The following is a 22,574-nucleotide window of genomic DNA, read 5'->3' on the forward strand; positions in this document are numbered from 1 at the left end:
TGACAAGAGCAGCGAGCAGGGATTAGCCTTGTCTTGCCCTGCAATATCAGGCGCTGTGCCATGTGTCGCCTCAAAAATGGCATGACCTGTGCTGTAATTGATGTTAGCACCTGGTGAAATGCCAATACCTCCCACCTGTGCTGCCAAGGCATCGCTGGCATAATCCCCATTCAGATTGGTCAGCGCCACCACATCAAAAGCTTCAGGATTAAGCAGAATTTGCTGCAAAAAATTGTCCGCAATGATGTCATTGATAACTAATTTTCCGCTGGCAAGTTCATCGGCGTACTCTCTTTGAGCGAGTTCATAGCCCCATTTTCGGAAACCACCTTCTGTGAATTTTTGAATGTTTCCCTTATGAACAAGGGTAACTTTAGCGAGGTTATTGGTCAGGGCGTATTCAATGGTTGAGCGAATCAGACGCTCACTCCCTTCTTTTGAAATAGGTTTGATACCAATGCTACTGCTTTCAGGAAAACGGATTTTGTTAACCCCCATGTTTTTTTGCAAAAAAGCAATCACTTGCTTGGCTTCTGAGCTACCAGCTTGCCACTCAATTCCCGCATAAATGTCCTCTGTATTTTCCCGAAAAATGATGATATTGATTTTTTCAGGTTCTTTGAGCGGGCTTTCAATGCCTTGAAAATACCGCACAGGACGCACGCAAGCATACAAATCCAATTCTTGACGCAAGGTGACATTGAGCGAGCGAATACCACCACCAACAGGCGTTTCTAGAGGCCCTTTGATGGCAACTAAATATTCTTTGATTGCCTCAAGTGTGTCATCAGGCAGCCATTGACCCGTGGTTTTATGCGCCTTTTGACCTGCCAAGACTTCCAGCCACTGAATTGTTTTTTGACCGTGATAGGCTTTTGCTACTGCCGCATCAAAAACCGCACGCGCATTTTTCCAAATATCTTGCCCAATCCCGTCCCCTTCAATGAACGGAATGACAGGATGATTAGGCACAGACAAACGGCCATTTTCCAAAGTGATTTTTTCTGACATAGCTATCCTTTCTAACGCGCTTCCATGGGAATGTAAGTCAAATCCACAAGGCCAACATAGTCTGAACGTGGGCGAATGAGTTTGTTATGGCGTTGTTGCTCTTGAATATGGGCAATCCAACCTGATACACGGCTCATGGCAAAAATCAAAGTGTAGATGGAACTGTCAATGCCAAGCACATGATAAACTGTCGCTGAGTAGAAATCGACATTTGGAATCAGCCCCTTGGCATTTTTCATGTAATCTTCCACCTCACGCGACAAATCAAACCAAACCTCATCTTCTGTGCCTTTGGTCAATTCTTCTGCCATATCTCGCAAGTATTTTTCACGCGGGTCTTGTTTTTTATAAACACGGTGCCCAAAGCCCATGATTTTTTCCTTGCAGGCGAGTTTTTCCTGTAAATAGGCCTCGCTATCTCCCATTTCACGAATGTCTGTTAGCATATCAAAAACACGTTCATTTGCCCCACCGTGCAGAGGTCCTTTTAGGGTACCGATAGCAGTGGTCACGCAAGAATAGATATCTGCCAAGGTCGAAGCACACACACGCGCAGCAAAGGTAGAAGCATTTAACTCATGATCAGCGTGTAGGACCAAGGCACGATTGAGCGCCTTAACTTGCAGAGGAGTTGGCTCTTCTCCTTTTAGCATATACAAAAAGTTGGCTGCGATAGACAAATCCTCACGCGGTGCTATGGGTGTCTGCCCTGAGCGCAAACGAGCAAATGCCGCAATAATAGTGGGCATTTTTGCCATTAATTGAATGGATTGCTCATAAACAGCTTCTTCTGAAGTATCCTCAGCATGAACGTTGTACACCCCAAGCAGACTGACCGTTGAACGTAAGACACTCATGGGGTGCAGATGGCGACGTGACTGAATCAACAAACACTGTTCAATCGCATCGCTAATGCCATAATTGGCACGCAACTCCGCAGTAAAATCAGCCAATTCTTTCTGATTGGGCAAATGCAGGTTCCAAAGAAGATAGATAACCTCTTCAAAACTCGCTTCATTGTCCATCAATTCTGAAATATTATAGCCTGCATAAGACAACTGATCGTCAACAATCGCGCTAATACGCGTTTGGCAGGCAATTAAGTCTTTCATACCTTCACTTTCCATCATAAGCTACTCCCTCCAACTTTTTACGAACCACCATTGGCAAAATACCACCGTTTTTATAGTAGCGAATATCTGCCGCCGCATCAAAACGCACCATGGCTTTAAAGAGTTTGTCACCTGAGGCATCACGCGCCACAACATCAACCACATCATGAATGCTTGGATTTTCTGGCAGTTCGATATCATAGCTTTCAAATCCTGTTAAACCAAGGCTATCAGCTGTTTCACCGTCTAAAAATTGCAGCGGTAAAATCCCCATCATGATTAGATTTGAGCGGTGAATGCGTTCAAAACTTTCAGCCAGCACGGCTTTGACTCCAAGAAGATTTGCTCCCTTGGCTGCCCAGTCCCGACTAGAACCCATGCCGTAATCTTTTCCTGCAATGACCAAGGTCGCCACGTTATCAGCTTTATAATGCATAGCCGCATCGTAAATAGGCATCACGTCACCCTCATAAGTCGTGTAACCGCCCACTTTGCCAGCCGCCAACTGATTTTGAATGCGAATATTGGCAAAGGTTCCTCGCATCATGACCTCATGATTACCACGGCGACTGCCGTAAGAATTAAAATCAGCATAAGTCACGCCGTGTTCTTCAAGGTAATTTGCTGCAGGGCTATTTCTTGAGATATTTCCCGCTGGCGAGATATGGTCAGTCGTGACACTGTCACCAAATTTAGCTAAAACACGCAAATGGCGTAGCGGTTTGATTGTGCTTTGATTATCCAAACCATCAAAATACGGCGGGTTTTGAATGTAGGTAGAATCTGCCTTCCATGGGTAAATCAAGCTGTTCTGAGTATCAATGTGATTCCATTGCTCATTGTCCGTGAAAACGTGCTGGTACTCATCCTCAAACAACTGGCGGGTCACATAACGATCAACGTATTGGGCAACCTCGTCATGGCTTGGCATAAGATCTTTTAGGTAAACAGGGTCTTGATTGTGGTCAAAACCAAGCGGCTCACTGGTCAAATCCACATTAGTATTGCCAGCAAGAGCGTAGGCCACTACTAGAGGTGGACTTGCCAAAAAGTTAGCTTTGACAAGCGGATTGACCCGCCCTTCAAAATTACGATTGCCTGACAAGACCGCTGATACTAACAAATCCGACTTTGTAATCGCTTCTGTTACCTCTGGCAACAAATTGCCTGAATTTCCAATACAAGTGGTGCAACCATAACCAACGAGATTAAAGCCAAGATGGTCCAAATAAGCTTGCAGACCTGATTGGCGCAAGTAACCTGTGACCACCTTAGAGCCTGGAGCCAAAGACGTCTTGACTGTCGGAGCCACTTTCAAGCCACGTGCAACCGCATTTTTCGCTAATAAGCCCGCTGCCATCAATACATAAGGATTAGAGGTATTGGTACATGACGTGATGGCTGCAATCGCCACGTGCCCTGTTCTAATGTCAACAGTTTCTTGCTCAAACTGAACTGTAGCGGCCTTATCCAGTTCATCTGCTGTCAAACCAAACCCCTGAACACCTGCCTCACGCACCAAACTGTCTTGAAAAGCTTGTTTGGCTTGGGTCAAATCAATCAAATCCTGCGGACGTTTTGGTCCAGCGATGCTTGGCGTAATCGTTGACAAATCAATCTCAATAACAGTCGTATAATCCGCCTGATGCTCAGGATTGTAAAATAGGTGATTTTGCTTGGCATAAGCCTTTGTCAAGTCAATATGTTCGCTAGAACGATTGGTCAAACGCATATAATTCAAGGTTTCATCGTCAATCGGAAAGTAACCACAGGTCGCGCCGTACTCAGGTGCCATGTTGGCAACTGTTGCTCGTTCTGCCAAGGTCAAACTGGTTAAACCTTCCCCAAAATATTCAACAAATTTGCCAACCACATGAGCTTGTCGAAGCACTTGCGTAACCTTCAAGGCCAAATCCGTTGCTGTCGCTAACTTAGACAATTTGCCTGTCAAATGCACGCCAACCACTTCAGGAATGGGAAAGAAAGAGGCTTCGCCCAGCATAGCGGCCTCTGCCTCGATACCACCGACACCCCAGCCAAGAACACCAATACCATTAATCATCGTGGTGTGGCTGTCCGTTCCAAACATGGAATCAGGGTACAACAAGCCGTCTTGTTCAATCACCACATCGCTTAAAAATTCAATGTTGACTTGGTGGATAATCCCTGTCGCAGGCGGAATCACACGGTAATTGTCAAAGGCTTTTTCCGCCCATTTTAGAAAGGTGTAGCGCTCATTATTGCGTTGAAATTCAAGTGTCATATTATCTTCCAAAGCTGAATCACAACCAAAAACATCCACCTGAACACTGTGGTCAATCACCAAATCCACTGGAATTTCAGGGTTAATGAGTTGGGGATTGCCACCATGTGCAACCACCGCATCTCGCATAGAAGCCAAATCAACAACTACCGGAATTCCCGTAAAATCCTGTAAAATCACGCGACTAGGCTTAAATGGGATTTCACCACTGGGCTGCTTAGCTTGATAGGTCGCCAAGGCTTTTATGTGATTTTTCGTTACATCTTTTCCGTCGTATTTTCTGAGTAAACTTTCAAGTAAAATACGAATGGTGTAAGGGATTTTATGAATATTTCCTCCGTAGGAAGTCACCACGCGCTCAATGTCGTAATAGGAATATTGGCTTTCCTTGAAGGAAAAATCAGATAAAAACTTACTCATAAACATCCCCCTTAAAATAGTATAAATTTTCATACATTATACAACTTTCAGAATATTGTGTCAAGTTTTATTTTATTATGTGTTAGTTTTTATAACATATAGTGTTAGCAAGGTGTTTTCAAAACAATCCCCGTCAAGCCGCTTGGTTACTATATTTTGTGCTATTTGACCATAAAAAACACAATATATAGTATTTTTTGAAGCACTTTAGCTTGCTTTTTTCCTCTTTTTTGGGTATGCTAGATAAGTAGAACAGTACACTTAAAATATTTAGAAAGGTCGATGTCAGATGGCTAATACCATTACCATTTATTCAAAAAACAACTGCATTCAATGTAAAATGACGAAAAAACTCCTTGATAATGAGGGAGCAAACTATCAAGAAATTAATATCGACGAACGTCCTGAAATGGTTGAATATGTCAAAAATCTAGGCTTTACCGCTGCTCCCGTTATTAAATCAGGAGATATCATTTTCTCTGGTTTTCAACCTGCTAAGTTAAAAGCCTTGCTTTAACTCTAACCCAAGCACAGAAAGGAAATAAAGTCTGCCTCTTCTTTTTGTTAGGTAGGCTTTTGTATCGTAATTATGAGTTTAAAAAATCTTGGCGATGTGTCTTATTTCCGCCTAAACAATGAAATTAACCGACCTATCAATGGTCAAATTCCTCTTCACAAAGATAGAGAAGCTCTCGAAGCCTTCTTTCGTGAAAATGTCATTCCAAACACCATGGCTTTTGATTCCATTACGGCTAAAATCCGCTATTTGATTGACAATGACTACATCGAAGCGGCTTTTATCGGCAAATACACACCGGAATTTATTGAGGCCTTAGCCAAAGACTTGCAAGCACAACACTTCCAATTCAAATCATTCATGGCTGCCTATAAGTTTTACCAACAATATGCCTTAAAAACCAACGATGGCACACAATACCTTGAAAGCATCGAAGACCGTGTCTTGTTTAACGCCCTTTATTTTGCAGATGGCGATGAAGCTTTAGCGCGCGATTTGGCCACAGAAATGATTCACCAACGTTACCAGCCTGCTACACCATCTTTCTTAAATGCTGGACGTAGCCGTCGCGGTGAATTTGTGTCTTGCTTTTTGATTTCGGTCACTGATGACATGAATTCCATTGGGCGTTCTATCAATTCAGCTTTGCAATTGTCACGTATCGGAGGTGGTGTGGGCATTAGCCTCTCAAACCTTCGTGAAGCTGGCGCGCCAATCAAGGGTTATGAAGGCGCAGCATCTGGAGTTGTTCCTGTCATGAAACTTTTTGAAGACAGTTTCTCTTATTCTAACCAATTGGGGCAACGTCAAGGTGCTGGTGCAGTGTATTTGGATGTCTTTCATCCAGACATCATGGCTTTTCTATCGACTAAAAAAGAAAATGCTGATGAAAAAGTGCGTGTTAAGACCCTTTCACTAGGTATCACCGTCCCTGATAAATTTTACGAATTAGCTCGTAACAACGACGATATGTACCTCTTTAGCCCTTACAGCGTTGAGCGTGAATACGGTGTGCCATATAGCTATGTGGACATTACAGCCGAATACGATAACATGGTGGCAAACCCTAATATCGTCAAAACCAAAATTAAGGCACGTGATTTGGAAACTGAAGTCTCAAAATTGCAACAAGAATCAGGCTACCCTTATGTGGTCAATATTGACACCGCTAACCGTACCAACCCAATTGACGGTAAAATCATCATGTCTAACTTGTGCTCTGAGGTCCTTCAAGTGCAAACACCAAGTGAGATTAACGATGCTCAGGAATACGTTAAAATGGGAACAGATATCTCATGTAACCTTGGGTCAACCAACGTGGTCAACATGATGACTTCACCTGATTTTGGACGCTCTATTAAGGCAATGACACGCGCCTTGACCTTCGTATCAGATACATCATCTATCGAAGCTGTTCCAACCATCAAAAACGGCAATGACCAAGCACACACCTTTGGACTTGGTGCCATGGGCTTACACACTTACCTCGCCCAACACCACATTCACTACGGTAGCCCCGAATCGATCGAATTTACCAACATCTACTTCATGTTGTTGAACTATTGGACCTTGGTCGAATCAAATAACATTGCTCGTGAACGCCAGCAAACCTTTGTCGGTTTTGACAAATCAGCTTACGCTGACGGTAGCTATTTTGATAAATACATCACAGGAAAATACGTGCCAACTTCTGACCGTGTGAAAGACTTGTTTGCAGACCACTTCATCCCTAGCGGTCAAGATTGGGCTAAACTGCGTGATGCGGTCATGGCAGATGGGCTTTACCACCAAAACCGTTTAGCCGTTGCACCAAATGGGTCTATTTCTTACATCAACGATGTGTCAGCGTCCCTTCACCCCATTACCCAACGTATCGAAGAACGCCAGGAAAAGAAAATTGGTAAAATCTACTACCCTGCTGCTGGACTTTCAACCGATACCATTCCTTATTACACATCTGCATACGATATGGATATGCGAAAAGTCATTGATGTCTATGCAGCCGCAACCGAACACGTTGACCAAGGCTTGTCATTGACCTTGTTCTTGCGCAGCGACATTCCTCAAGGACTCTATGAGTGGAAAACGCAAAGCAAGCAAACCACACGTGATTTGTCCATTTTACGCCACTATGCCTTTAACAAAGGACTCAAATCTATCTACTACATTCGTACCTTTACCGATGATGGAGACGAAGTTGGCGCTAACCAATGCGAATCATGTACGATTTAAGGCAAAAACTTAATACCCTACCTTTTGCCACACGAGGAGAATAACATGTCACAAACTTATTATAAAGCGATTAACTGGAATGAAATCGAGGACGTCATTGACAAATCCACTTGGGAAAAATTGACCGAACAATTTTGGCTAGATACCCGCATTCCTTTATCAAATGACCTTGATGACTGGCGTCAATTGTCTGAACAAGAAAAAGACTTGGTAGGCAAGGTCTTTGGAGGTCTTACCCTACTTGATACCATGCAATCTGAATCTGGAGTAGAAGCTATTCGAGCAGATGTGCGCACACCGCATGAAGAAGCTGTCCTCAACAACATTCAATTCATGGAATCTGTCCACGCCAAATCTTACTCATCGATTTTCTCAACACTCAACACCAAATCAGAAATCGAAGCCATTTTTGAGTGGACTAACAACAACGAATACTTGCAAAAGAAAGCCAAAATCATCAACGATATTTATGAAAACGGCGATGCCTTGCAAAAGAAAGTAGCCTCTACTTTTCTGGAAACATTCTTGTTTTATTCAGGATTTTTCACACCTCTTTACTACCTTGGCAATAACAAATTAGCCAATGTGGCTGAAATTATCAAACTGATTATTCGTGACGAATCTGTTCACGGTACTTATATCGGTTACAAATTCCAGCTTGGTTTCAATGAATTATCAGAAGACGAACAAGACGCTTTTCGTGAGTGGATGTATGACTTGCTCTACCAGCTCTACGAAAATGAAGAAAATTACACCAGATCCCTCTATGACGCTGTGGGATGGACAGATGAGGTCTTGACCTTCTTACGTTACAATGCCAACAAGGCCTTGATGAATCTCGGACAAGACCCACTTTTCCCTGATACTGCGGACGATGTCAATCCAATCGTCATGAACGGTATTTCAACGGGGACGTCTAACCACGATTTCTTTAGTCAAGTCGGAAATGGTTACTTGCTTGGTACCGTGGAAGCCATGCAGGATGACGACTACAACTACGGACTTTAATCCTTTTGAAAAGAGAGCAGGAAAACTGTTCTCTTTTTACTTGCTTCAAAGGCTTTGTAGCTTCTACCATCTGCAATAACGATTTCGTGATGCATTTTTACCGAAATAAGGTATAATGAACATTAGAGGGGTGGTGTTAGCTTGTTTATGAACAAACGACGCAAGAGGAAGCGCCAGATATTTTATCATCATATTGAGTTGGTTTATAATAATCCTACTCTGGTCATTAGTGAAGAGCTGCGTCAAGCCCTTTTAAACAGTGCCTCAGGACTTGAAAAGGGCGATTCCATAGCCTACTTGGCTTACCGATTGTATCCTTTTGTTTGTGATGAGATCTTACACCGAAAAGCCAATCGCAACGATGAATTGCTTGTTTTAAAGAAATATTTGGAAAGAAAGCGTTGGAGATACTACTGGGGAGTTATTTTACAAGTAGCTTTTACCAATCATTAGGCGAGGGCTGTTAAGAATGCTTGACAAGAATGGCGCTTTCATGATAGACTAAAGGCAATTGAATCACAAAGGAGTGCTTAAGGCTGAGATCGCAAATGCGAAATCCTGATCACCTGATCTCGTTAGGACGAGCGTAGGGATTGTGACATGTGTTAATAAAACTTTGTTTTGAATAACCTGTGCAATAAATCAGAAAAAAGCTCCTTTGTTGTGAAAGGAGCTTTTTTAATGTCATCCAAACGTTTTAGATTGTCTATCTTGGTCGAAACGGCTCTTGTTGCTGCTTTTGCCATGGCCTTGTCTTACATTCCTGATTTTGCTAGCTGGTTTAGTCCTTCTTTTGGTGCTATTCCCTTGGTGCTTTTTTCCCTACGACGTGGGCCAAAATACGGCATTTTAGCGGGAACCATTTGGGGCTTGCTGCACTTTATTTTGGGGAAGGTTTGGTATTTATCCGTTTCGCAAGTGGTTATTGAATACCTCTTTGCCTTTGCTTCAATGGGACTAGCAGGCTTTTTCGCGGCGCCTTTCCAAAAAGCTTTAAGACAGGAACACAAGGGACGTGCTTTGATTTATGCCAGCTTAGGAGGCTGTCTAGCTGTTTTTGTCCGCTACTTTTGGCATTTTCTTGCAGGCTTTCTTTTTTGGGGTAGCTATGCTCCCAAAGGCATGTCCCCTTATATGTACTCCCTCACCGTCAATGGCACTGCTGGCCTTTTGACGCTAGTCTTTCTTATCCTAACCTTTGCCATCATCATCCCCACCCAAGGGAAATTGTTCTTGGTTAGACATTAAACCAGCCTGAGTTCCTTGCTCAAGCTGGTTTTTCTAGTTTTTGTTAAAACTAATCGTCTAATTGTTAAATGAGGGCAATCAGTTGTTTGGCGTGGTCTTTAGATTTGGCTAGAATTTCTTATGCCTTGTCAGCATCTTGACGTAGTGAATAAGACACATCGTGTGTGACAATGTGTCCAAGATAATTCAGCTGAGTGAGTTTTGCCGTCAAGCGAATGGGTGCTAACAAATCCTCGATGCTGGTGCCTGATTCTGCCTGATATGCTGCCTCGCCAGCTCCAGTGGTCAAGGATGCAATCACATACTTGCCCTTTAAAGCATCCCCAGAAGCACCATGAGAAAAGCCGTGCACAAAGACCTTTTCAAGCCATTTTTGCAATAAAGACGGCACCGCATACCAATACAGTGGGTACTGAAAAACAATCACATCTACCTGACGCAATTTTTCCTGCTCGGCTGCTACATCGATTTGATAATCAGGATACAAGTCACTCAAAATATCCAATTCCACTTCTGGAAGTGCTTGTTTGACTTCAGCCAAAATGCTTTTGTTAACCAAAAAAGAGTTTCTTTTGAGAAAAATTCTTTTTCTAGTCGAAAATATCAGTAAGAATGGCAACACCTTCGTCTATTTTTTCTTTGGTCAGAGTCAATGGTGGCAAAAGGCGAATAACGTTGCTGCCTGCCGTTAAGACAATCAAACCCTGTTCACGTGCTTGGATTACCAAGTCAGTAAGATTTTCCGTTGTTTCAATCCCAATCATGCAACCCAAGCCACGAATGTCAGTCACTTTTGCATTTTCAGCTAAGGCTTTCTGCAAGGCAGTTTGTAAATACTGCCCTTTTTCAAGAACCTGTGGCAAAAAGTCTTCTGCCAACATGACATCAAGAACGCTTGAGGCTGCTGCCATGACTAGTTTATTGCCTCCAAAGGTAGAACCGTGACTGCCATAAGAAAAAGCCCCCCCAAATTTCGCCTTGCCCAGCATAGCACCAACAGGAACACCATTTCCCAAACCTTTGGCGAGGGTGACAATGTCAGGTTCAATGCCATAATGTTCAAAAGCGTAAAGCTTGCCCGTACGTCCCATGCCCGTCTGAACCTCATCAACAATGAACAAGATGTCATTTTCCTGACAAAATGCGCTCAAGGCAGTGATAAAGGCAGGGTCTGCTGGACGCACGCCAGATTCTCCCTGAACCAATTCCAGCATGACGGCAGCAGTGTCGCTGGTCACCAAATCTTTCACGCTGTCCAAATCATTGTAAATGGCATAGCTAAAATGTGGCACACCATCTCCAAAGCCTGTTTTGATTTTGTCTTGGCCTGTTGCGGACATGGCGCCATAGGTCCGACCATGAAAAGACTGCACAAAACTGATAATGCCTTGCTTGCCAGTTGCCTTACGGGCTAGTTTGATAGCAGCCTCATTGGCTTCTGCTCCGCTATTGGCAAAAAAGGCCAAATAATCCCTATCGCCAATCAACTTACTGGCGACCTCTTCTTGCAGATAGTTTTCATATAAATTAGGCGTGTGCCAAATGTCTTGAGCCTGCTTGAGCAATGCCGCCTGTACAGTAGGGTGAAAACCAAGATTAGTCACACCGATTCCTGATGAAAAGTCCAAATAAGCCTTGCCCTCTTGGTCAAAGAGATAATTGTCCTTTGCCTTGACAAATTCAATCGCTGCGCGTTTGTAATTTTGAAATAGTTTCGTCATCCTTGTCCCCTCATCAATCTAACCTAGCAAACTATGGATGTGCCTGCCCGCAAATTATCGCCAATCAAAACCTCACCAACACCTGCCAGGACTGTCTTGACCGCTGATTCAATCTTTGGAATCATCCCACCTGTGATGACTCCTTTATCAATTTTTTCTTGAAAATCAGTGGATGACAAGTGATCAAGCACCGCACCATTTTCCAAAACTCCTTTGACATCTGTCATCAGCACCAATTTTTCAGCCCCAAGAGCAACGGCAATGGCTGTCGCTAGGTAATCCGCATTGATATTGAGCATCTTACCATCCTTAGAAAAACCAATAGAAGCTAGAACTGGCAACATCTGATCTGCCAACATTTGCTCCAAAATCTCTGTCTCGATGTGCGACACATTGCCCACATAACCATAAGTCGCCTTGTCCAAGAAATCTGCCTGTACCACTTTTGGCATATTTGACAAAAGTTGGACGCTATCTAGCGACGATTGGTTCAATTTTTTCACCAAATTGGCACCGACGATTTTCAACAGGGCATAGCTAACCAGTTTCATGTCTGATTGTCTGGTCACGCGCAAGCCATTTTTCTTGGTAATGGGCACGTGTTCTTCTTCCATGAGTTGGTTGATGGCAAAACCGCCACCGTGGACGATAACCACTTGCTTGTTTTCAGCCTTCCACTGCTTGATTTGCTGAATGAATTCTTGTGATAGGTGCTGACTGGAAACACCTCCGATTTTAATGACAATGACATGTTCCATAAACTTCCCCTTATGTCCGATACAAAGCGTTAATTTTCACATAATCATAGGATAAATCACAACCCCAAGCCTTTCCAGTTGCCTCACCCGAATGCAAATCCACCATGATACAAATAACCTCTTCATGCATGATGTCTTGCATTTCCTCAGCATCAAAGGCCACAGGACCTGAGCCCAGCATGACTGGCACATCTCCTAAAGCAATATCAATGTTGTCAACAGGGACATCGACCCCCGCATAACCAAGCGCTGCTAAAATACGTCCCCAATTAGGATCCTCGCCGAAAATAGCCGTTTTCACAAGACTTGAGCCCACCACACTTTTAGCCATCATTCGTGCGTCAAAGGTGTTAGGAGCGTGTTTTACCACAACTTCAATGAGTTTGCTTGCGCCTTCACCGTCCTTAGCAATTTTCTTAGCAAGTTCTTGCATCACGTAGTGGAGCATGGCCGAGAACTTCTCAAATTCGGCTGTGTCAGGCAAGATTTCGTCATTGAGCGTACAGCCATTAGCCAAGACCAAGACCATATCATTGGTTGAGGTATCACCGTCCACTGTGATTTGATTGAACGTTGTTTCCACATTTTGACTAAGCGCTAACTGCAAGGTTTCACTGGAAATATTGGCATCACACGTGATAAAGGCTAGCATGGTTGCCATATTAGGATGAATCATACCCGAGCCCTTAGCCACACCTGCCATGGTGACTTCGTCACGCCCAAATTGTTCCGTCACGGCAACAGTTTTGACGACTGTATCCGTTGTTAGAATGGCTTTTGAAAAATCATCCGCATTGCCATTGACCACCAATTTAGACAATCCTGTTTTGAGCGTGTCCATTGGCAACAAATCACCGATGACACCTGTTGAAGCTACCCCCACCAAATCAGGCTCAACCCCCAATTTATTAGCTGTCCATTGCTGCATGGTGTAGGCATCTTCCATGCCTTGCACCCCCGTACAAGAATTGGCCACACCCGAATTGACCACGATGGCTTTCATTTTTTGAGCTTTTTTCACCGATTGACGCGTCACAATCAAAGGGGCTGCAATCACTTTATTGGTCGTGTAAACCCCTGCCACACTGGCTGGGACTTCTGACACAATCCACCCAAAATCCATTTTTCTTTTCTTAAACCCTGCGTGCAAGCCATCTGCCGAAAAACCAAGCGGGCTTGCAATATTGCCTTCAATCACTTTCATCCTAATCACCTAAAGCTTTAACCACAAGCACAAAGCTTCCTTTTTAAAGCTCCTAACCCTTTCTTTCTATCATAAATAACTTGGCGACACCAATAAGCCTTCGGTTTCATCCCAACCCATCATGGCATTGAGATTTTGCACTGCCTGACCAGCCGCCCCTTTCATCAGATTGTCAATCACAGACACCACCGTTAAGACATTTGTCACCTCATTGTAGAGAAAACCAATATCCGTAAAATTAGACCCAATCACATTATGCAATTCTGGTAAATCCTCTTGCACACGCACGAAAGGTTTGTCCTCGTAAGCCGCTTGATAGATAGCATCTAATGCCGCTTTGCTCAACGGTTTTTTCAACTTCACATAAGACGTCGCCATAATTCCACGATTAACAGGCAAGAGCGAGGTTGAAAATTGTATATACGGCACCTTAGGGTTGACCTCTTGCAGCATTTGCACAATTTCAGGAATATGCTGGTGGTGATTTAGCTTGTAAGTTACATAATTATCATGCACATTTACGAAATGGCTGGCTTCAGACAAGGCCTTCCCAGCACCTGTCAAACCACTTTTAGCATCAACAATAATCGCATCTTCCTCAATCACATCTGCCTTTAACAAGGGAAGCAAGGCCAGTTCTGTTGCCGTTGCATAGCAACCAGGATTTGAAACAAAACGTTTCCCCTTAAGGTCTGTCCACTCTGTCAAAGCGTAGGTAAATTGACTCAAAACAGCATCGCTTACTGGGGTTTTGTGATACCATTTTTCATAAACATCTGCAGGCAGACGATGGTCGCCAGACAAATCAATCACTGGAAAATCAGCTGCTATAAAAGGAGCTGCCAATTGACTAGCGATGCCGCTTGGAGTCGCAAAGAAAACCAAGTCAGAAACTGCCATGATAGCTTTCGCGTCAAAGGCTTCAATCACCAAATCACAAATCCCAGAAAGGTAAGGATAGATATCTGACAAGCATCGGCTAATATCCTTGGTGGCATGAATCGAAGTAATCGTCACTTTTTTATGATTATTCAATATTTTAACCAATTCAAAACCACTGTATCCAGTGATACCAACAATCGACACTTTCATAATATACACCCCTTGAATAAATATGTGTCTATTTTATAGCATATTTATTCATAAGTCAAGTGTTTTTTGAATAAAAATAATAAGCAGTTGATTATAAAATCAACTGCTTATTAATGAGGGAAATAATCTGATTCCCTTTGTATCGTTACAAATGGGAATTCGTCTTTTCAAACAGGTGTAATTTGCCGATGCGCTCAACAGCTTCGACCAAACGTTCGGGATCAACCAATAAACCGATTCTGACATAGCTGTCACCTTGTTTCCCAAAGGCTTTTCCTGGTGCGACAGCCACGTGGGCTTCATTTAAAAGCAAGTCAGCAAACTGCTCACTGTCATAACCTTCTGGCACAGGCATCCAAGCATAGAATGACCCTTTGGAATCAAAAGCGTGCCAACCAATCTTCTCAGCGGCTTGAACAAAGGCACGACGTCGTTCATCGTAAGTCTTATTTAAGTCTGCAACGGCATCTTTCGACCGTTCATCCAAAAGTGCCACCGCACCTGCATCTTGAATCGCTGGAAAGACGCTCACAAACAAGTGGTCTTGCAACAAGTTAAGCGCCTCAATCAACTGAGCATTGCCAGCCGCAAAAGCAAGCCTCCAGCCTGCCATATTAAAGGTTTTGGAGAAAGTGTATAGTTCAATGCCGACGTCCTTAGCTCCAGGTGTGGAAAGAAAGTTTGGGTTTTCATAACCTTCTGCTCCCAAGGCACCATAAGCAAAATCGCTGATAACACCGACATCGTAGGCTTTAGCCCAAGCCACCAATTCTTCGTAAAAATCTGCAGTTGCCACCGCACCCGTCGGATTATTGGGGTAATTGACATAAATAAACTTAGCCCGTTTTGCTACGTCCTCAGGAATAGCTGTTAAATCAGGCAAAAAGTGATTGGCTTTGGTCAATGGAAATGTCGCATAATCAATCTGCGCCAAGGCCACACTAGACAGGTAATCAGGGTAGCCAGGGTCAGGCAGTAGCAACAAATCCCCAGGATTCATCAAAGCCAAAGGAAATTCCACCAAACCGATTTTAGCACCACCAAGCACGCAAATCTCCTTTTCGCTATTAAGATCAACCTGATAATGTTCCCGATAAAATTGACTCACTGCCTCTTTAAAATGAGCATTCCCACGAAAAGATGAATATTTATGCGACACTGGATTTTTAGCCGAAGCAATCAAGGCATCTACAATGAAATCATAGGTCGGCTGGTCAGGATTGCCTTGTCCGAGATTGATAACATCATACCCTTCAGCCTGCTTGGCATTTACCTTGGCCACCAAATTGACGAAAAATTGTTTGGGTAAATCTTGTAAAATCTGTGATTGTGAAAACATCTGCACGCCTCCTTAATGATACAACTGGGGTTTTCGATCCGCAAAAACAGGTATTTGCCCGCGTACTTTTTCCACTTCTGACCAATCCAAACAAGTGGAAAAAACACCTTCTTGGTTATCTGGCACTTGTAAAATCACTTCTCCTAAAGGATTGATAACCAAGGAGTGTCCTGAAAAGCTATCCAAATCTCCTTTGCCAACCCGATTCACAGCGACAACAAAGGCCTGATTTTCAACCGCACGCGCCCGCAATAAGATTTCCCACTGCGCCACGCGTTCTGTCGGCCACTCAGCCACCACAAACAGAACTTTGGCACCACCAGACATGAGCGTCCGAATCCATTCTGGAAACCGAATGTCATAACAAATGACACTAGCCGCCTGAATGCCATCCAAAACAAAAGTACTTGGCTGGTGCCCTGCTTGCAAAAATTGGTCCTCTCCCATCAGACCAAACAAATGAATTTTATCATAGTCCACAATGACCTGTCCCGTCCGATCAAAAACATAAGTCGTGTTAAAAAAGCTATCTTTTTTCTTGGTTGCTACCGAACCTGCCACGATATTTACATGGTGTTTCTTGGCAAAGGCCCGCAAAAGAGTTTTGGTCCTTTCACCATTGTCATCTGCCAAATCAGCAAGCTGGCTCAAAGCATAACCTGTGTTCCACATTTCAGGCAGAACAATCACATCAGGTTCATCCAGCACCGCTTTTTCCAATAATGCCAATACGGTTTTTGTATTTTGCTTAGGCTGTCCTTCACGAATAGCCATCTGAATAAGTGCTACTTTCATTGTATCCTCGATTCTATATGACAATAATCTTCTAAAATCTTAGTGCCTATTATAGCAACATCGCCTCACATCGTAAAATAGTTATTTCAAAAGCAATCGATAGTTAAAAACTATAACCAAAAAGGAGTTCCCAATTGGAACTCCTCATGATTATTTGGACTTTTCCTTTAATAGCCTGACAAAACTACTCAATAAACTCCCTTCAGCTAGGATTGCAATAAGATAAACCATATTAAGATGTCCGCTTACCGCCTCTTTGATAGCCATATAGATCAAAATAAGCAAGGTCAAGCCGATAAAGGCAATAGCCATTTTTAAAAGTCTATTTTTGGGTGTCATCTACTTTAAAACAACTCCTTAATCTGCTAAGCTGCTGCCTAACTGATGCGGTTTGTTACACGTTTTCAGCAACTGCTGCAAGAAGGTCTGCAATCTTAGCAGCGTCAGAACCACCTGCCATAGCCATGTCTGGTTTACCACCACCACGACCAGAAACAATTGGTGCCAAAGCTTTAATCAAGTTACCCGCATGAACGTCTTTTGATTTGCTTGCCACAAGGACATTGACTTTTTCGCCAATAGCTGCGGCCAATACAAGCACGTCAGAGTAATCTTTTTGTTTCCAGTTGTCTGCAAAAGTACGAAGGGCACCAGCGTCAGAAACCGTTACTTGACTTGCAATGTAGCGAACGCCGTTAGCTTCTTTGACGTCTTTAAAGACATCACCAGCTTGGGCAGCTGCAGCTTTTTCTTTCAATTCTGCATTTTCTTTTTGCAATTGGTGCAATTGTTCTTGCAAGCTTGCTACTTTGTTAGTCACTTCTTTCAATTGAGGAACTTTCAAAGTTGCAGCAATAACTTTAAGGTCTTCTTCTTCTTGACGGTAAGCTTCAAAGGCTTCTTGGCTAGTCACGGCAATAATACGACGTGTTCCTGAACCAATTCCTTCTTCTTTCACAATCTTGAAGATACCAATTTCAGAAGTGTTTGACACGTGTGTTCCACCGCAAAGCTCGATTGAGTAATCACCGATGGTTACCACACGAACATTTTTACCGTATTTTTCACCAAATAGAGCCATAGCACCCATTGATTTAGCCGTATCAATATCTGTTTCAATGGTTTTAACAGGAATAGCATTCCAAATTTGTTGGTTAACTTCTTCTTCGATACGACGCAATTCTTCAGGCGTTACGGCTTCAAAGTGAGTGAAGTCAAAACGCAAGAAGCTTTCTTCATTCAATGAACCTGCTTGGGTAGCATGGTCGCCGATGATATTGTGAAGGGCTGCGTGAAGCAAGTGAGTAGCAGTGTGGTTTTTAATCACACGGTGACGGCGTTTGCTGTCGATTTCAAGCGTGTAAGTTGTGCCAACAGACAAGCTTGCCAAAACATCAACCGTATGAAGAGGTTGACCGTTTGGTGCTTTTTGCACATCCGTCACACGCGCCACAATGTCGCCTTTATCATTTTTAATAACCCCGTGGTCAGCTACTTGTCCACCCATTTCAGCGTAGAACGGTGTTTGGTCAAAGACAAGAAGGGCTTGACCTTCAGAAACCGCTTCTGTACGTTCGTTGTCCGCAATGATAACAGACAAGCTCGCATCAAGCACTTCGTCTTCATAGCTAAAGACAGAAGGTTCTGTAATGCTTGAAAGGGTTTCGTTTTGCATAGCCATTGAACCACCTTTAACCACGCTAGCACGAGCACGTTCTTGTTGTTCTTTCATGGCAGCTTCAAAACCAGCATGGTCAATCTTGAAACCTTGGTCCTCTGCCAATTCTTCTGTCAATTCAACTGGGAAACCGTAAGTATCATACAATTTGAAGATGTCTTTTCCGTCAACGGTATCTTTGCCTTCTGCTTTCAATTCAGCCAACAATCCATCTAGCATATTTGAACCAGCATCAATGGTACGAGCAAAGGTTTCTTCTTCGCGTTTAACGATTTTTTCAATGAAATCTTGTTTTTCAAGGATTTCTGGGTAATAAGATTCCATGATTTGACCAACGGTTGGAACCAATTGGTACAAGAATGGTTTGTTGATGCCCAAGCGACGACCATGCATAACAGCACGACGAAGCAAGCGACGAAGCACGTAACCACGGCCTTCGTTACCAGGAAGAGCACCATCACCGATGGCAAATGAAAGCGAACGGATATGGTCAGCAATGACTTTGAAGCTCATGTTGTCGCCATCTGGATCGTAGGTTTTACCAGATAATTTTTCAATGTCACGAATGATTGGCATAAAGAGGTCTGTTTCAAAGTTTGTTTTAGCCCCTTGCATAACTGCAACCAAACGTTCCAAACCAGCACCCGTATCAATGTTTTTATGCGGCAATTCCTTGTATTCTGAACGCGGAACAGCAGGATCAGCGTTGAATTGTGACAAAACGATGTTCCAAATTTCGATGTAGCGGTCGTTTTCAATGTCTTCAGCCAATAATTTGATACCAAGGTGGTCAGGGTCAAAGTCTTCCCCACGGTCAAAGAAGATTTCGGTATCTGGTCCTGAAGGTCCAGCACCAATCTCCCAGAAGTTATCTTCAATTGGAATCAAGTGACTTGGCTCAACACCAAGAGAAATCCAACGATTGTAAGTGTCTTTATCATCTGGGTAGTAAGTCATGTAAAGTTTGTCTTGTGGGAAATCAAACCACTCAGGACTTGTCAACAATTCAAATCCCCAAGTGATGGCTTCATCACGGAAGTAATCCCCCACAGAGAAATTCCCCAACATTTCAAACATCGTATGGTGACGGGCTGTCTTACCAACATTTTCAATATCATTTGTACGAATAGCTTTTTGGGCATTGGTAATACGTGGGTTTTCTGGGACAACTGTACCGTCAAAGTATTTTTTCAGTGTTGCCACACCTGAGTTAATCCATAACAAGGTTGGGTCATTAACAGGAACCAAGTTAGCTGATGGTTCTACTGAGTGACCTTTTGATTTCCAAAAATCCAACCACATTTGACGCACTTGTGCACTAGTTAATTGTTTCATTACGTGTATCCTTTATCTCTATTTGATGGCATGTGACGTTTGCACATGCTCACAAAAAAACGACAAGCCATATCCAGAGGGCGACACTAGCCGCGGTACCACCTCTATTCAATGAACTTGTCATTCTTCATTTACGTTTTTAATTGTTTAGTAGGCTATCTCAAGACAATTCAGACTTGATAACCTAACGGCAATCGAGTAGCACGATTTACCCTCTTCCATGGTTCGCAGCAGCCACCACTTTTCTGTATCCGAAAGATAAAACGATTCTCAATCCCCTTAATTGTACTGTAATTTTAACGTCTGGTCAAGTTTGTTACTCATTAGAGCTTGACTCAGTTGTTGACGCTTCTTCGCTTGCTGATGTTGCTTCAGATGAACTTGATTCAGATTCAGATGAGCTAGACTCTGAAGAACTGTCTGATGAGCTTGATGATTTAGAAGAGCTTGATGATGAGCTTGTAGCATATTGTGATAAGATGCTTGCAAAGCTGTTGTCTTTAATCTTAACGTTAGCTTTTTCAAGTGTATCTGCAATCACTTGGTTTTGGAAGTTTGTATCATTTTGGTATTGTGCCATAATGATTTTCTTCAACTCTTTCTTATAAGTCTTCCAGTTTGAATCTTTTTCTGTTTTCTTAGTTGTTTTAACGATGTAGTATTTGTATGAATAAGTTGAGGTATCCATAACTTTAATTACATCAGAAACAGAACCTTCGTCTTGGTTAAAGGCAGCTTCCATAACGCTTTCTGGCAAATCAGTGCTTGCTGAATTGAATGTGTATTCTGTTTTCTTCGCAGTTGTGTTATCTTTTGCGATAGTATCAAAATCAGCACCGTCAGCTGTTGCTTGGTCATGAACAGAATTAGCTTTTTCTTCATCATCCAAAGCAATCACAACAGCTGTTGTGTCTGGTTGGTAGTCTTTGTAAGCTTTTTCGTAGTTTTTAGTAGTCAATTCTTTCTTAGCCGCTTGTTTAACAGCATATTCCACAAGCATTGATGTGCGGATTTGTTGTTTGTAAGTGTCGGCAGTCAAACCAGCATTAGCCAATGCACTGGAGAATGATGAACCGTATGACTCTGCTGTTTTGTCGTAAGCTTTATCCACATCTTCACTTGATACTTTATCACCGTATTGTTCTTCGAACACGCGTGACAAAATCAAGTTCAACATAGTTTGTTTTGAAGACGAGCTATCTTTTGCAGCATTGTAAAAATCAGATACAGTAATAGTATCGCCTTTCATAGTAACCAATGCTTTATTTTCTGAGTTATTATTTGTTGCAAGGTAAGTAATACCAGCACCGATTAACGCTGACGCTACCGCAATTGAAATCCCTTTGAAAGCTGTGCTTTGAATCACTTTCTTGAACCCTGAATTTTCATTATTAGCCATTACTAAACTCCTTAATTTGTCGTTAACTCTATCAGTATATCATAATATCTTAAATCTTGCTTAATCTATAGCGTGACATCTTCTGCATTTTTGCGAATCATCAACAAGCCATCGCTCAGTGGGACAAGCGTAGCCGTCAAATCTGGATTGTCCAATGTCGCGTCAAACAAACGCTGCAAGCCGCGGTAAATAGTACGTTGTCCACGGCGAACCTCTTCAATTGGCTTGACAATGTCACCGCCTTGGAACACATCATCAAAGACAACAACCCCACCGACTTTCAAGTGTTCCAAAACTTCTGGTAAAAAGACAATGTATTTTGACTTGGCAGAATCCATAAAGACAAAGTCAAATTCTCCCTCAATGCTTGACAAGGTATCTACGGCATCGCCCTCAACCAAGGTGATTTGATGACGTGTGTCGTATTTGGCAAAATTGTCCTTAGCAAAGGCAATCATCTCAGGATTACGGTCCAACGTCGTAATCTTAGCGCCTGGCGCATTTTCAGCCATCAAAAGCGTTGAAAAACCGATAGCCGTTCCGATTTCCAAAATATTTTTGGGCTGCAAGGTCTGCATCAAAAAACGGAAATAAGCCACAACTTCGTGCTGAATAATAGGAATATTTTCGCGATGTGCAAAATCGGCCAGTTCTGCGAGATAGCCCTCATTTGGCTTTTGTTGATTGCGCATATAACGCACAACGTCCTCTTTCACCACAGGACGGCGCATATTGTGATTTGCTGTTTTTGAATATGATTTAACCATAACTGTTATTATATAGCAAAACGCGGCCGATGTGAATAGATTTACCTCGATTTTTATACTTCAAACAAACGAATAATATCTGATAAATCCTCGATATGCTGGTTATTGGCTGAAAACGGTTGCCCAAGGTTAAGAGATGGAATACCTGCGTTTTCTGCAGCCTCAACGTCTAAACGACGGTCGCCAACATAATAAGTTCTTGCCTTATCCAAATGGTACTTGTCTATCACATAATCAATGACTTCTGGACTAGGTTTTCTAGCAAAGCCATTGGCAGAAGTCACCACTTCGATGATGTATTGACGGACCCCAAAACGTTCCAAGACATCATTTACCGTAATGCCCTTATGCGTATAGACAAAATGGTTGATTCCTTTTGCCTTAGTAGCAGCCAAAACCTCCACCAAATGTGGCATAGATTTAATCTTATCGTCACGCGCCTCCTGCTCTTTTTTGAAAAAAGCTGACAAGGCCGCAAAATCCAGATGGTGCTCTTTTGCCACTTGATAGAGCAGGGCCTTGACGGATTCTTTGATGATAAATGCCATCACCCATTCTTCATCAAAATCCAAGCCATAATGGGCATAAGTCGCCTGCAAAGCTTCACCAATTGCCTCGTAAGAATCCACCAAGGTGCCGTCAAAATCCCAAATCAATGCTGTCACGTTCATTATC

The 22,574-nt window shown here is 42.8% G+C and carries 20 protein-coding genes and 1 riboswitch; of the genes, 5 read left to right on the forward strand and 15 right to left on the reverse strand.

Annotation, left to right across the window (positions count from 1 at the left end; translation table 11 throughout):
• The 3 genes from icd to acnA all read right to left on the reverse strand — a co-directional run.
• The coding region (gene icd, locus B3R79_RS04450; protein ID WP_293693991.1) for an NADP-dependent isocitrate dehydrogenase at positions 1–1,011 on the reverse strand (1,011 nt) is incomplete at its 3' end.
• A gap of 11 nt (positions 1,012–1,022) precedes the next feature.
• Positions 1,023–2,141, reverse strand: coding sequence for a citrate synthase (locus tag B3R79_RS04455; protein ID WP_154454396.1), 1,119 nt, complete (start codon positions 2,139–2,141; stop codon positions 1,023–1,025).
• Positions 2,128–4,806, reverse strand: a complete 2,679-nt coding sequence (gene acnA / locus B3R79_RS04460; RefSeq protein WP_293693993.1) for an aconitate hydratase AcnA — start codon at positions 4,804–4,806, stop codon at positions 2,128–2,130. Before acnA ends, B3R79_RS04455 begins: the two co-directional genes overlap by 14 nt.
• Before the next feature lie 289 nt (positions 4,807–5,095).
• On the opposite strand from acnA, the gene nrdH reads away from it, so the two are divergent.
• From nrdH to thiT, 5 genes are all read left to right on the forward strand, one after another.
• Positions 5,096–5,323: a glutaredoxin-like protein NrdH gene (gene nrdH / locus B3R79_RS04465; protein ID WP_154454398.1), complete on the forward strand. Its 228-nt coding sequence runs from the start codon at positions 5,096–5,098 to the stop codon at positions 5,321–5,323.
• A gap of 72 nt (positions 5,324–5,395) precedes the next feature.
• Positions 5,396–7,555 (forward strand): class 1b ribonucleoside-diphosphate reductase subunit alpha, encoded by a 2,160-nt coding sequence (gene nrdE, locus B3R79_RS04470; protein WP_154454399.1) that lies wholly within the window; start codon positions 5,396–5,398, stop codon positions 7,553–7,555.
• A 45-nt stretch (positions 7,556–7,600) separates the two neighbouring features.
• Positions 7,601–8,563, forward strand: a complete 963-nt coding sequence (gene nrdF / locus B3R79_RS04475) for a class 1b ribonucleoside-diphosphate reductase subunit beta (RefSeq protein WP_154454400.1) — start codon at positions 7,601–7,603, stop codon at positions 8,561–8,563.
• Positions 8,564–8,710: 147 nt separating this feature from the next.
• Positions 8,711–9,016 (forward strand): bacteriocin immunity protein, encoded by a 306-nt coding sequence (locus B3R79_RS04480; protein WP_168260985.1) that lies wholly within the window; start codon positions 8,711–8,713, stop codon positions 9,014–9,016.
• Between the two features lie 59 nt (positions 9,017–9,075).
• Positions 9,076–9,173, forward strand: a riboswitch (TPP riboswitch).
• A 71-nt stretch (positions 9,174–9,244) separates the two neighbouring features.
• Positions 9,245–9,811, forward strand: coding sequence for an energy-coupled thiamine transporter ThiT (thiT, locus tag B3R79_RS04485; RefSeq protein ID WP_168260986.1), 567 nt, complete (start codon positions 9,245–9,247; stop codon positions 9,809–9,811).
• A 118-nt stretch (positions 9,812–9,929) separates the two neighbouring features.
• On the opposite strand, the gene B3R79_RS04490 is transcribed toward thiT, so the two are convergent.
• The 12 genes from B3R79_RS04490 to B3R79_RS04545 form a co-directional block, all read right to left on the reverse strand.
• On the reverse strand, positions 9,930–10,418 hold the full coding sequence (locus B3R79_RS04490; RefSeq protein ID WP_414717726.1) for an NAD(P)H-dependent oxidoreductase: 489 nt from the start codon (positions 10,416–10,418) through the stop codon (positions 9,930–9,932).
• Positions 10,402–11,532 carry an acetylornithine transaminase gene (locus B3R79_RS04495; protein WP_204984741.1) on the reverse strand — a complete coding sequence of 377 codons (1,131 nt, stop codon included), beginning with the start codon at positions 11,530–11,532 and terminating at the stop codon, positions 10,402–10,404. Before B3R79_RS04495 ends, B3R79_RS04490 begins: the two co-directional genes overlap by 17 nt.
• Before the next feature lie 23 nt (positions 11,533–11,555).
• Positions 11,556–12,290 carry an acetylglutamate kinase gene (argB, locus tag B3R79_RS04500; RefSeq protein ID WP_168260988.1) on the reverse strand — a complete coding sequence of 245 codons (735 nt, stop codon included), beginning with the start codon at positions 12,288–12,290 and terminating at the stop codon, positions 11,556–11,558.
• Between the two features lie 10 nt (positions 12,291–12,300).
• Entirely contained in the window at positions 12,301–13,494 is a 1,194-nt protein-coding gene (gene argJ / locus B3R79_RS04505) for a bifunctional ornithine acetyltransferase/N-acetylglutamate synthase (RefSeq protein ID WP_293693998.1), read from the reverse strand.
• 69 nt (positions 13,495–13,563) lie between these two features.
• Positions 13,564–14,586 (reverse strand): N-acetyl-gamma-glutamyl-phosphate reductase, encoded by a 1,023-nt coding sequence (argC, locus tag B3R79_RS04510; protein ID WP_293693999.1) that lies wholly within the window; start codon positions 14,584–14,586, stop codon positions 13,564–13,566.
• A gap of 145 nt (positions 14,587–14,731) precedes the next feature.
• Positions 14,732–15,925, reverse strand: coding sequence for a pyridoxal phosphate-dependent aminotransferase (locus B3R79_RS04515; RefSeq protein ID WP_293694000.1), 1,194 nt, complete (start codon positions 15,923–15,925; stop codon positions 14,732–14,734).
• A 12-nt stretch (positions 15,926–15,937) separates the two neighbouring features.
• A complete protein-coding gene (locus B3R79_RS04520; RefSeq protein ID WP_235280805.1) occupies positions 15,938–16,720 on the reverse strand; it encodes a carbon-nitrogen family hydrolase in 783 nt (260 codons plus the stop codon).
• 150 nt (positions 16,721–16,870) lie between these two features.
• The gene (locus tag B3R79_RS04525; RefSeq protein WP_154454408.1) at positions 16,871–17,059 is read right to left on the reverse strand and encodes a peptidase; all 189 of its coding nucleotides are present in this window, start codon (positions 17,057–17,059) and stop codon (positions 16,871–16,873) included.
• A gap of 55 nt (positions 17,060–17,114) precedes the next feature.
• Positions 17,115–19,733, reverse strand: a complete 2,619-nt coding sequence (alaS, locus tag B3R79_RS04530) for an alanine--tRNA ligase (RefSeq protein WP_293694001.1) — start codon at positions 19,731–19,733, stop codon at positions 17,115–17,117.
• A gap of 316 nt (positions 19,734–20,049) precedes the next feature.
• Complete coding sequence (locus B3R79_RS04535) at positions 20,050–21,132, reverse strand: peptidyl-prolyl cis-trans isomerase (protein WP_293694002.1); 1,083 nt, start codon at positions 21,130–21,132, stop codon at positions 20,050–20,052.
• A 65-nt stretch (positions 21,133–21,197) separates the two neighbouring features.
• A complete protein-coding gene (locus B3R79_RS04540) occupies positions 21,198–21,899 on the reverse strand; it encodes an O-methyltransferase (RefSeq protein ID WP_154454411.1) in 702 nt (233 codons plus the stop codon).
• Positions 21,900–21,952: 53 nt separating this feature from the next.
• Positions 21,953–22,564, reverse strand: a complete 612-nt coding sequence (locus B3R79_RS04545) for an HAD-IA family hydrolase (protein ID WP_293694011.1) — start codon at positions 22,562–22,564, stop codon at positions 21,953–21,955.
• Positions 22,565–22,574: the final 10 nt, after the last annotated feature.

It is taken from the genome of Streptococcus sp. UBA3373 (assembly GCF_002360305.1).
GTDB lineage: Bacteria > Bacillota > Bacilli > Lactobacillales > Streptococcaceae > Streptococcus > Streptococcus alactolyticus.

What these genes read in the sequence shown, in the direction of transcription:
- argC (WP_293693999.1), bottom strand. Translation starts at nt 14,586, where the DNA reads ATGAAAGTGTCGATTGTTGGTATCACTGGATACAGTGGTTTTGAATTG.
- acnA (WP_293693993.1), bottom strand. Translation starts at nt 4,806, where the DNA reads ATGAGTAAGTTTTTATCTGATTTTTCCTTCAAGGAAAGCCAATATTCC.
- argB (WP_168260988.1), bottom strand. Translation starts at nt 12,290, where the DNA reads ATGGAACATGTCATTGTCATTAAAATCGGAGGTGTTTCCAGTCAGCAC.
- nrdF (WP_154454400.1), top strand. Translation starts at nt 7,601, where the DNA reads ATGTCACAAACTTATTATAAAGCGATTAACTGGAATGAAATCGAGGAC.
- argJ (WP_293693998.1), bottom strand. Translation starts at nt 13,494, where the DNA reads ATGAAAGTGATTGAAGGCAATATTGCAAGCCCGCTTGGTTTTTCGGCA.
- B3R79_RS04525 (WP_154454408.1), bottom strand. Translation starts at nt 17,059, where the DNA reads ATGACACCCAAAAATAGACTTTTAAAAATGGCTATTGCCTTTATCGGC.
- nrdE (WP_154454399.1), top strand. Translation starts at nt 5,396, where the DNA reads ATGAGTTTAAAAAATCTTGGCGATGTGTCTTATTTCCGCCTAAACAAT.
- B3R79_RS04480 (WP_168260985.1), top strand. Translation starts at nt 8,711, where the DNA reads ATGAACAAACGACGCAAGAGGAAGCGCCAGATATTTTATCATCATATT.
- thiT (WP_168260986.1), top strand. Translation starts at nt 9,245, where the DNA reads ATGTCATCCAAACGTTTTAGATTGTCTATCTTGGTCGAAACGGCTCTT.
- B3R79_RS04540 (WP_154454411.1), bottom strand. Translation starts at nt 21,899, where the DNA reads ATGGTTAAATCATATTCAAAAACAGCAAATCACAATATGCGCCGTCCT.
- nrdH (WP_154454398.1), top strand. Translation starts at nt 5,096, where the DNA reads ATGGCTAATACCATTACCATTTATTCAAAAAACAACTGCATTCAATGT.
- B3R79_RS04515 (WP_293694000.1), bottom strand. Translation starts at nt 15,925, where the DNA reads ATGTTTTCACAATCACAGATTTTACAAGATTTACCCAAACAATTTTTC.
- B3R79_RS04535 (WP_293694002.1), bottom strand. Translation starts at nt 21,132, where the DNA reads ATGGCTAATAATGAAAATTCAGGGTTCAAGAAAGTGATTCAAAGCACA.
- alaS (WP_293694001.1), bottom strand. Translation starts at nt 19,733, where the DNA reads ATGAAACAATTAACTAGTGCACAAGTGCGTCAAATGTGGTTGGATTTT.
- B3R79_RS04520 (WP_235280805.1), bottom strand. Translation starts at nt 16,720, where the DNA reads ATGAAAGTAGCACTTATTCAGATGGCTATTCGTGAAGGACAGCCTAAG.
- B3R79_RS04455 (WP_154454396.1), bottom strand. Translation starts at nt 2,141, where the DNA reads ATGATGGAAAGTGAAGGTATGAAAGACTTAATTGCCTGCCAAACGCGT.
- B3R79_RS04495 (WP_204984741.1), bottom strand. Translation starts at nt 11,532, where the DNA reads ATGACGAAACTATTTCAAAATTACAAACGCGCAGCGATTGAATTTGTC.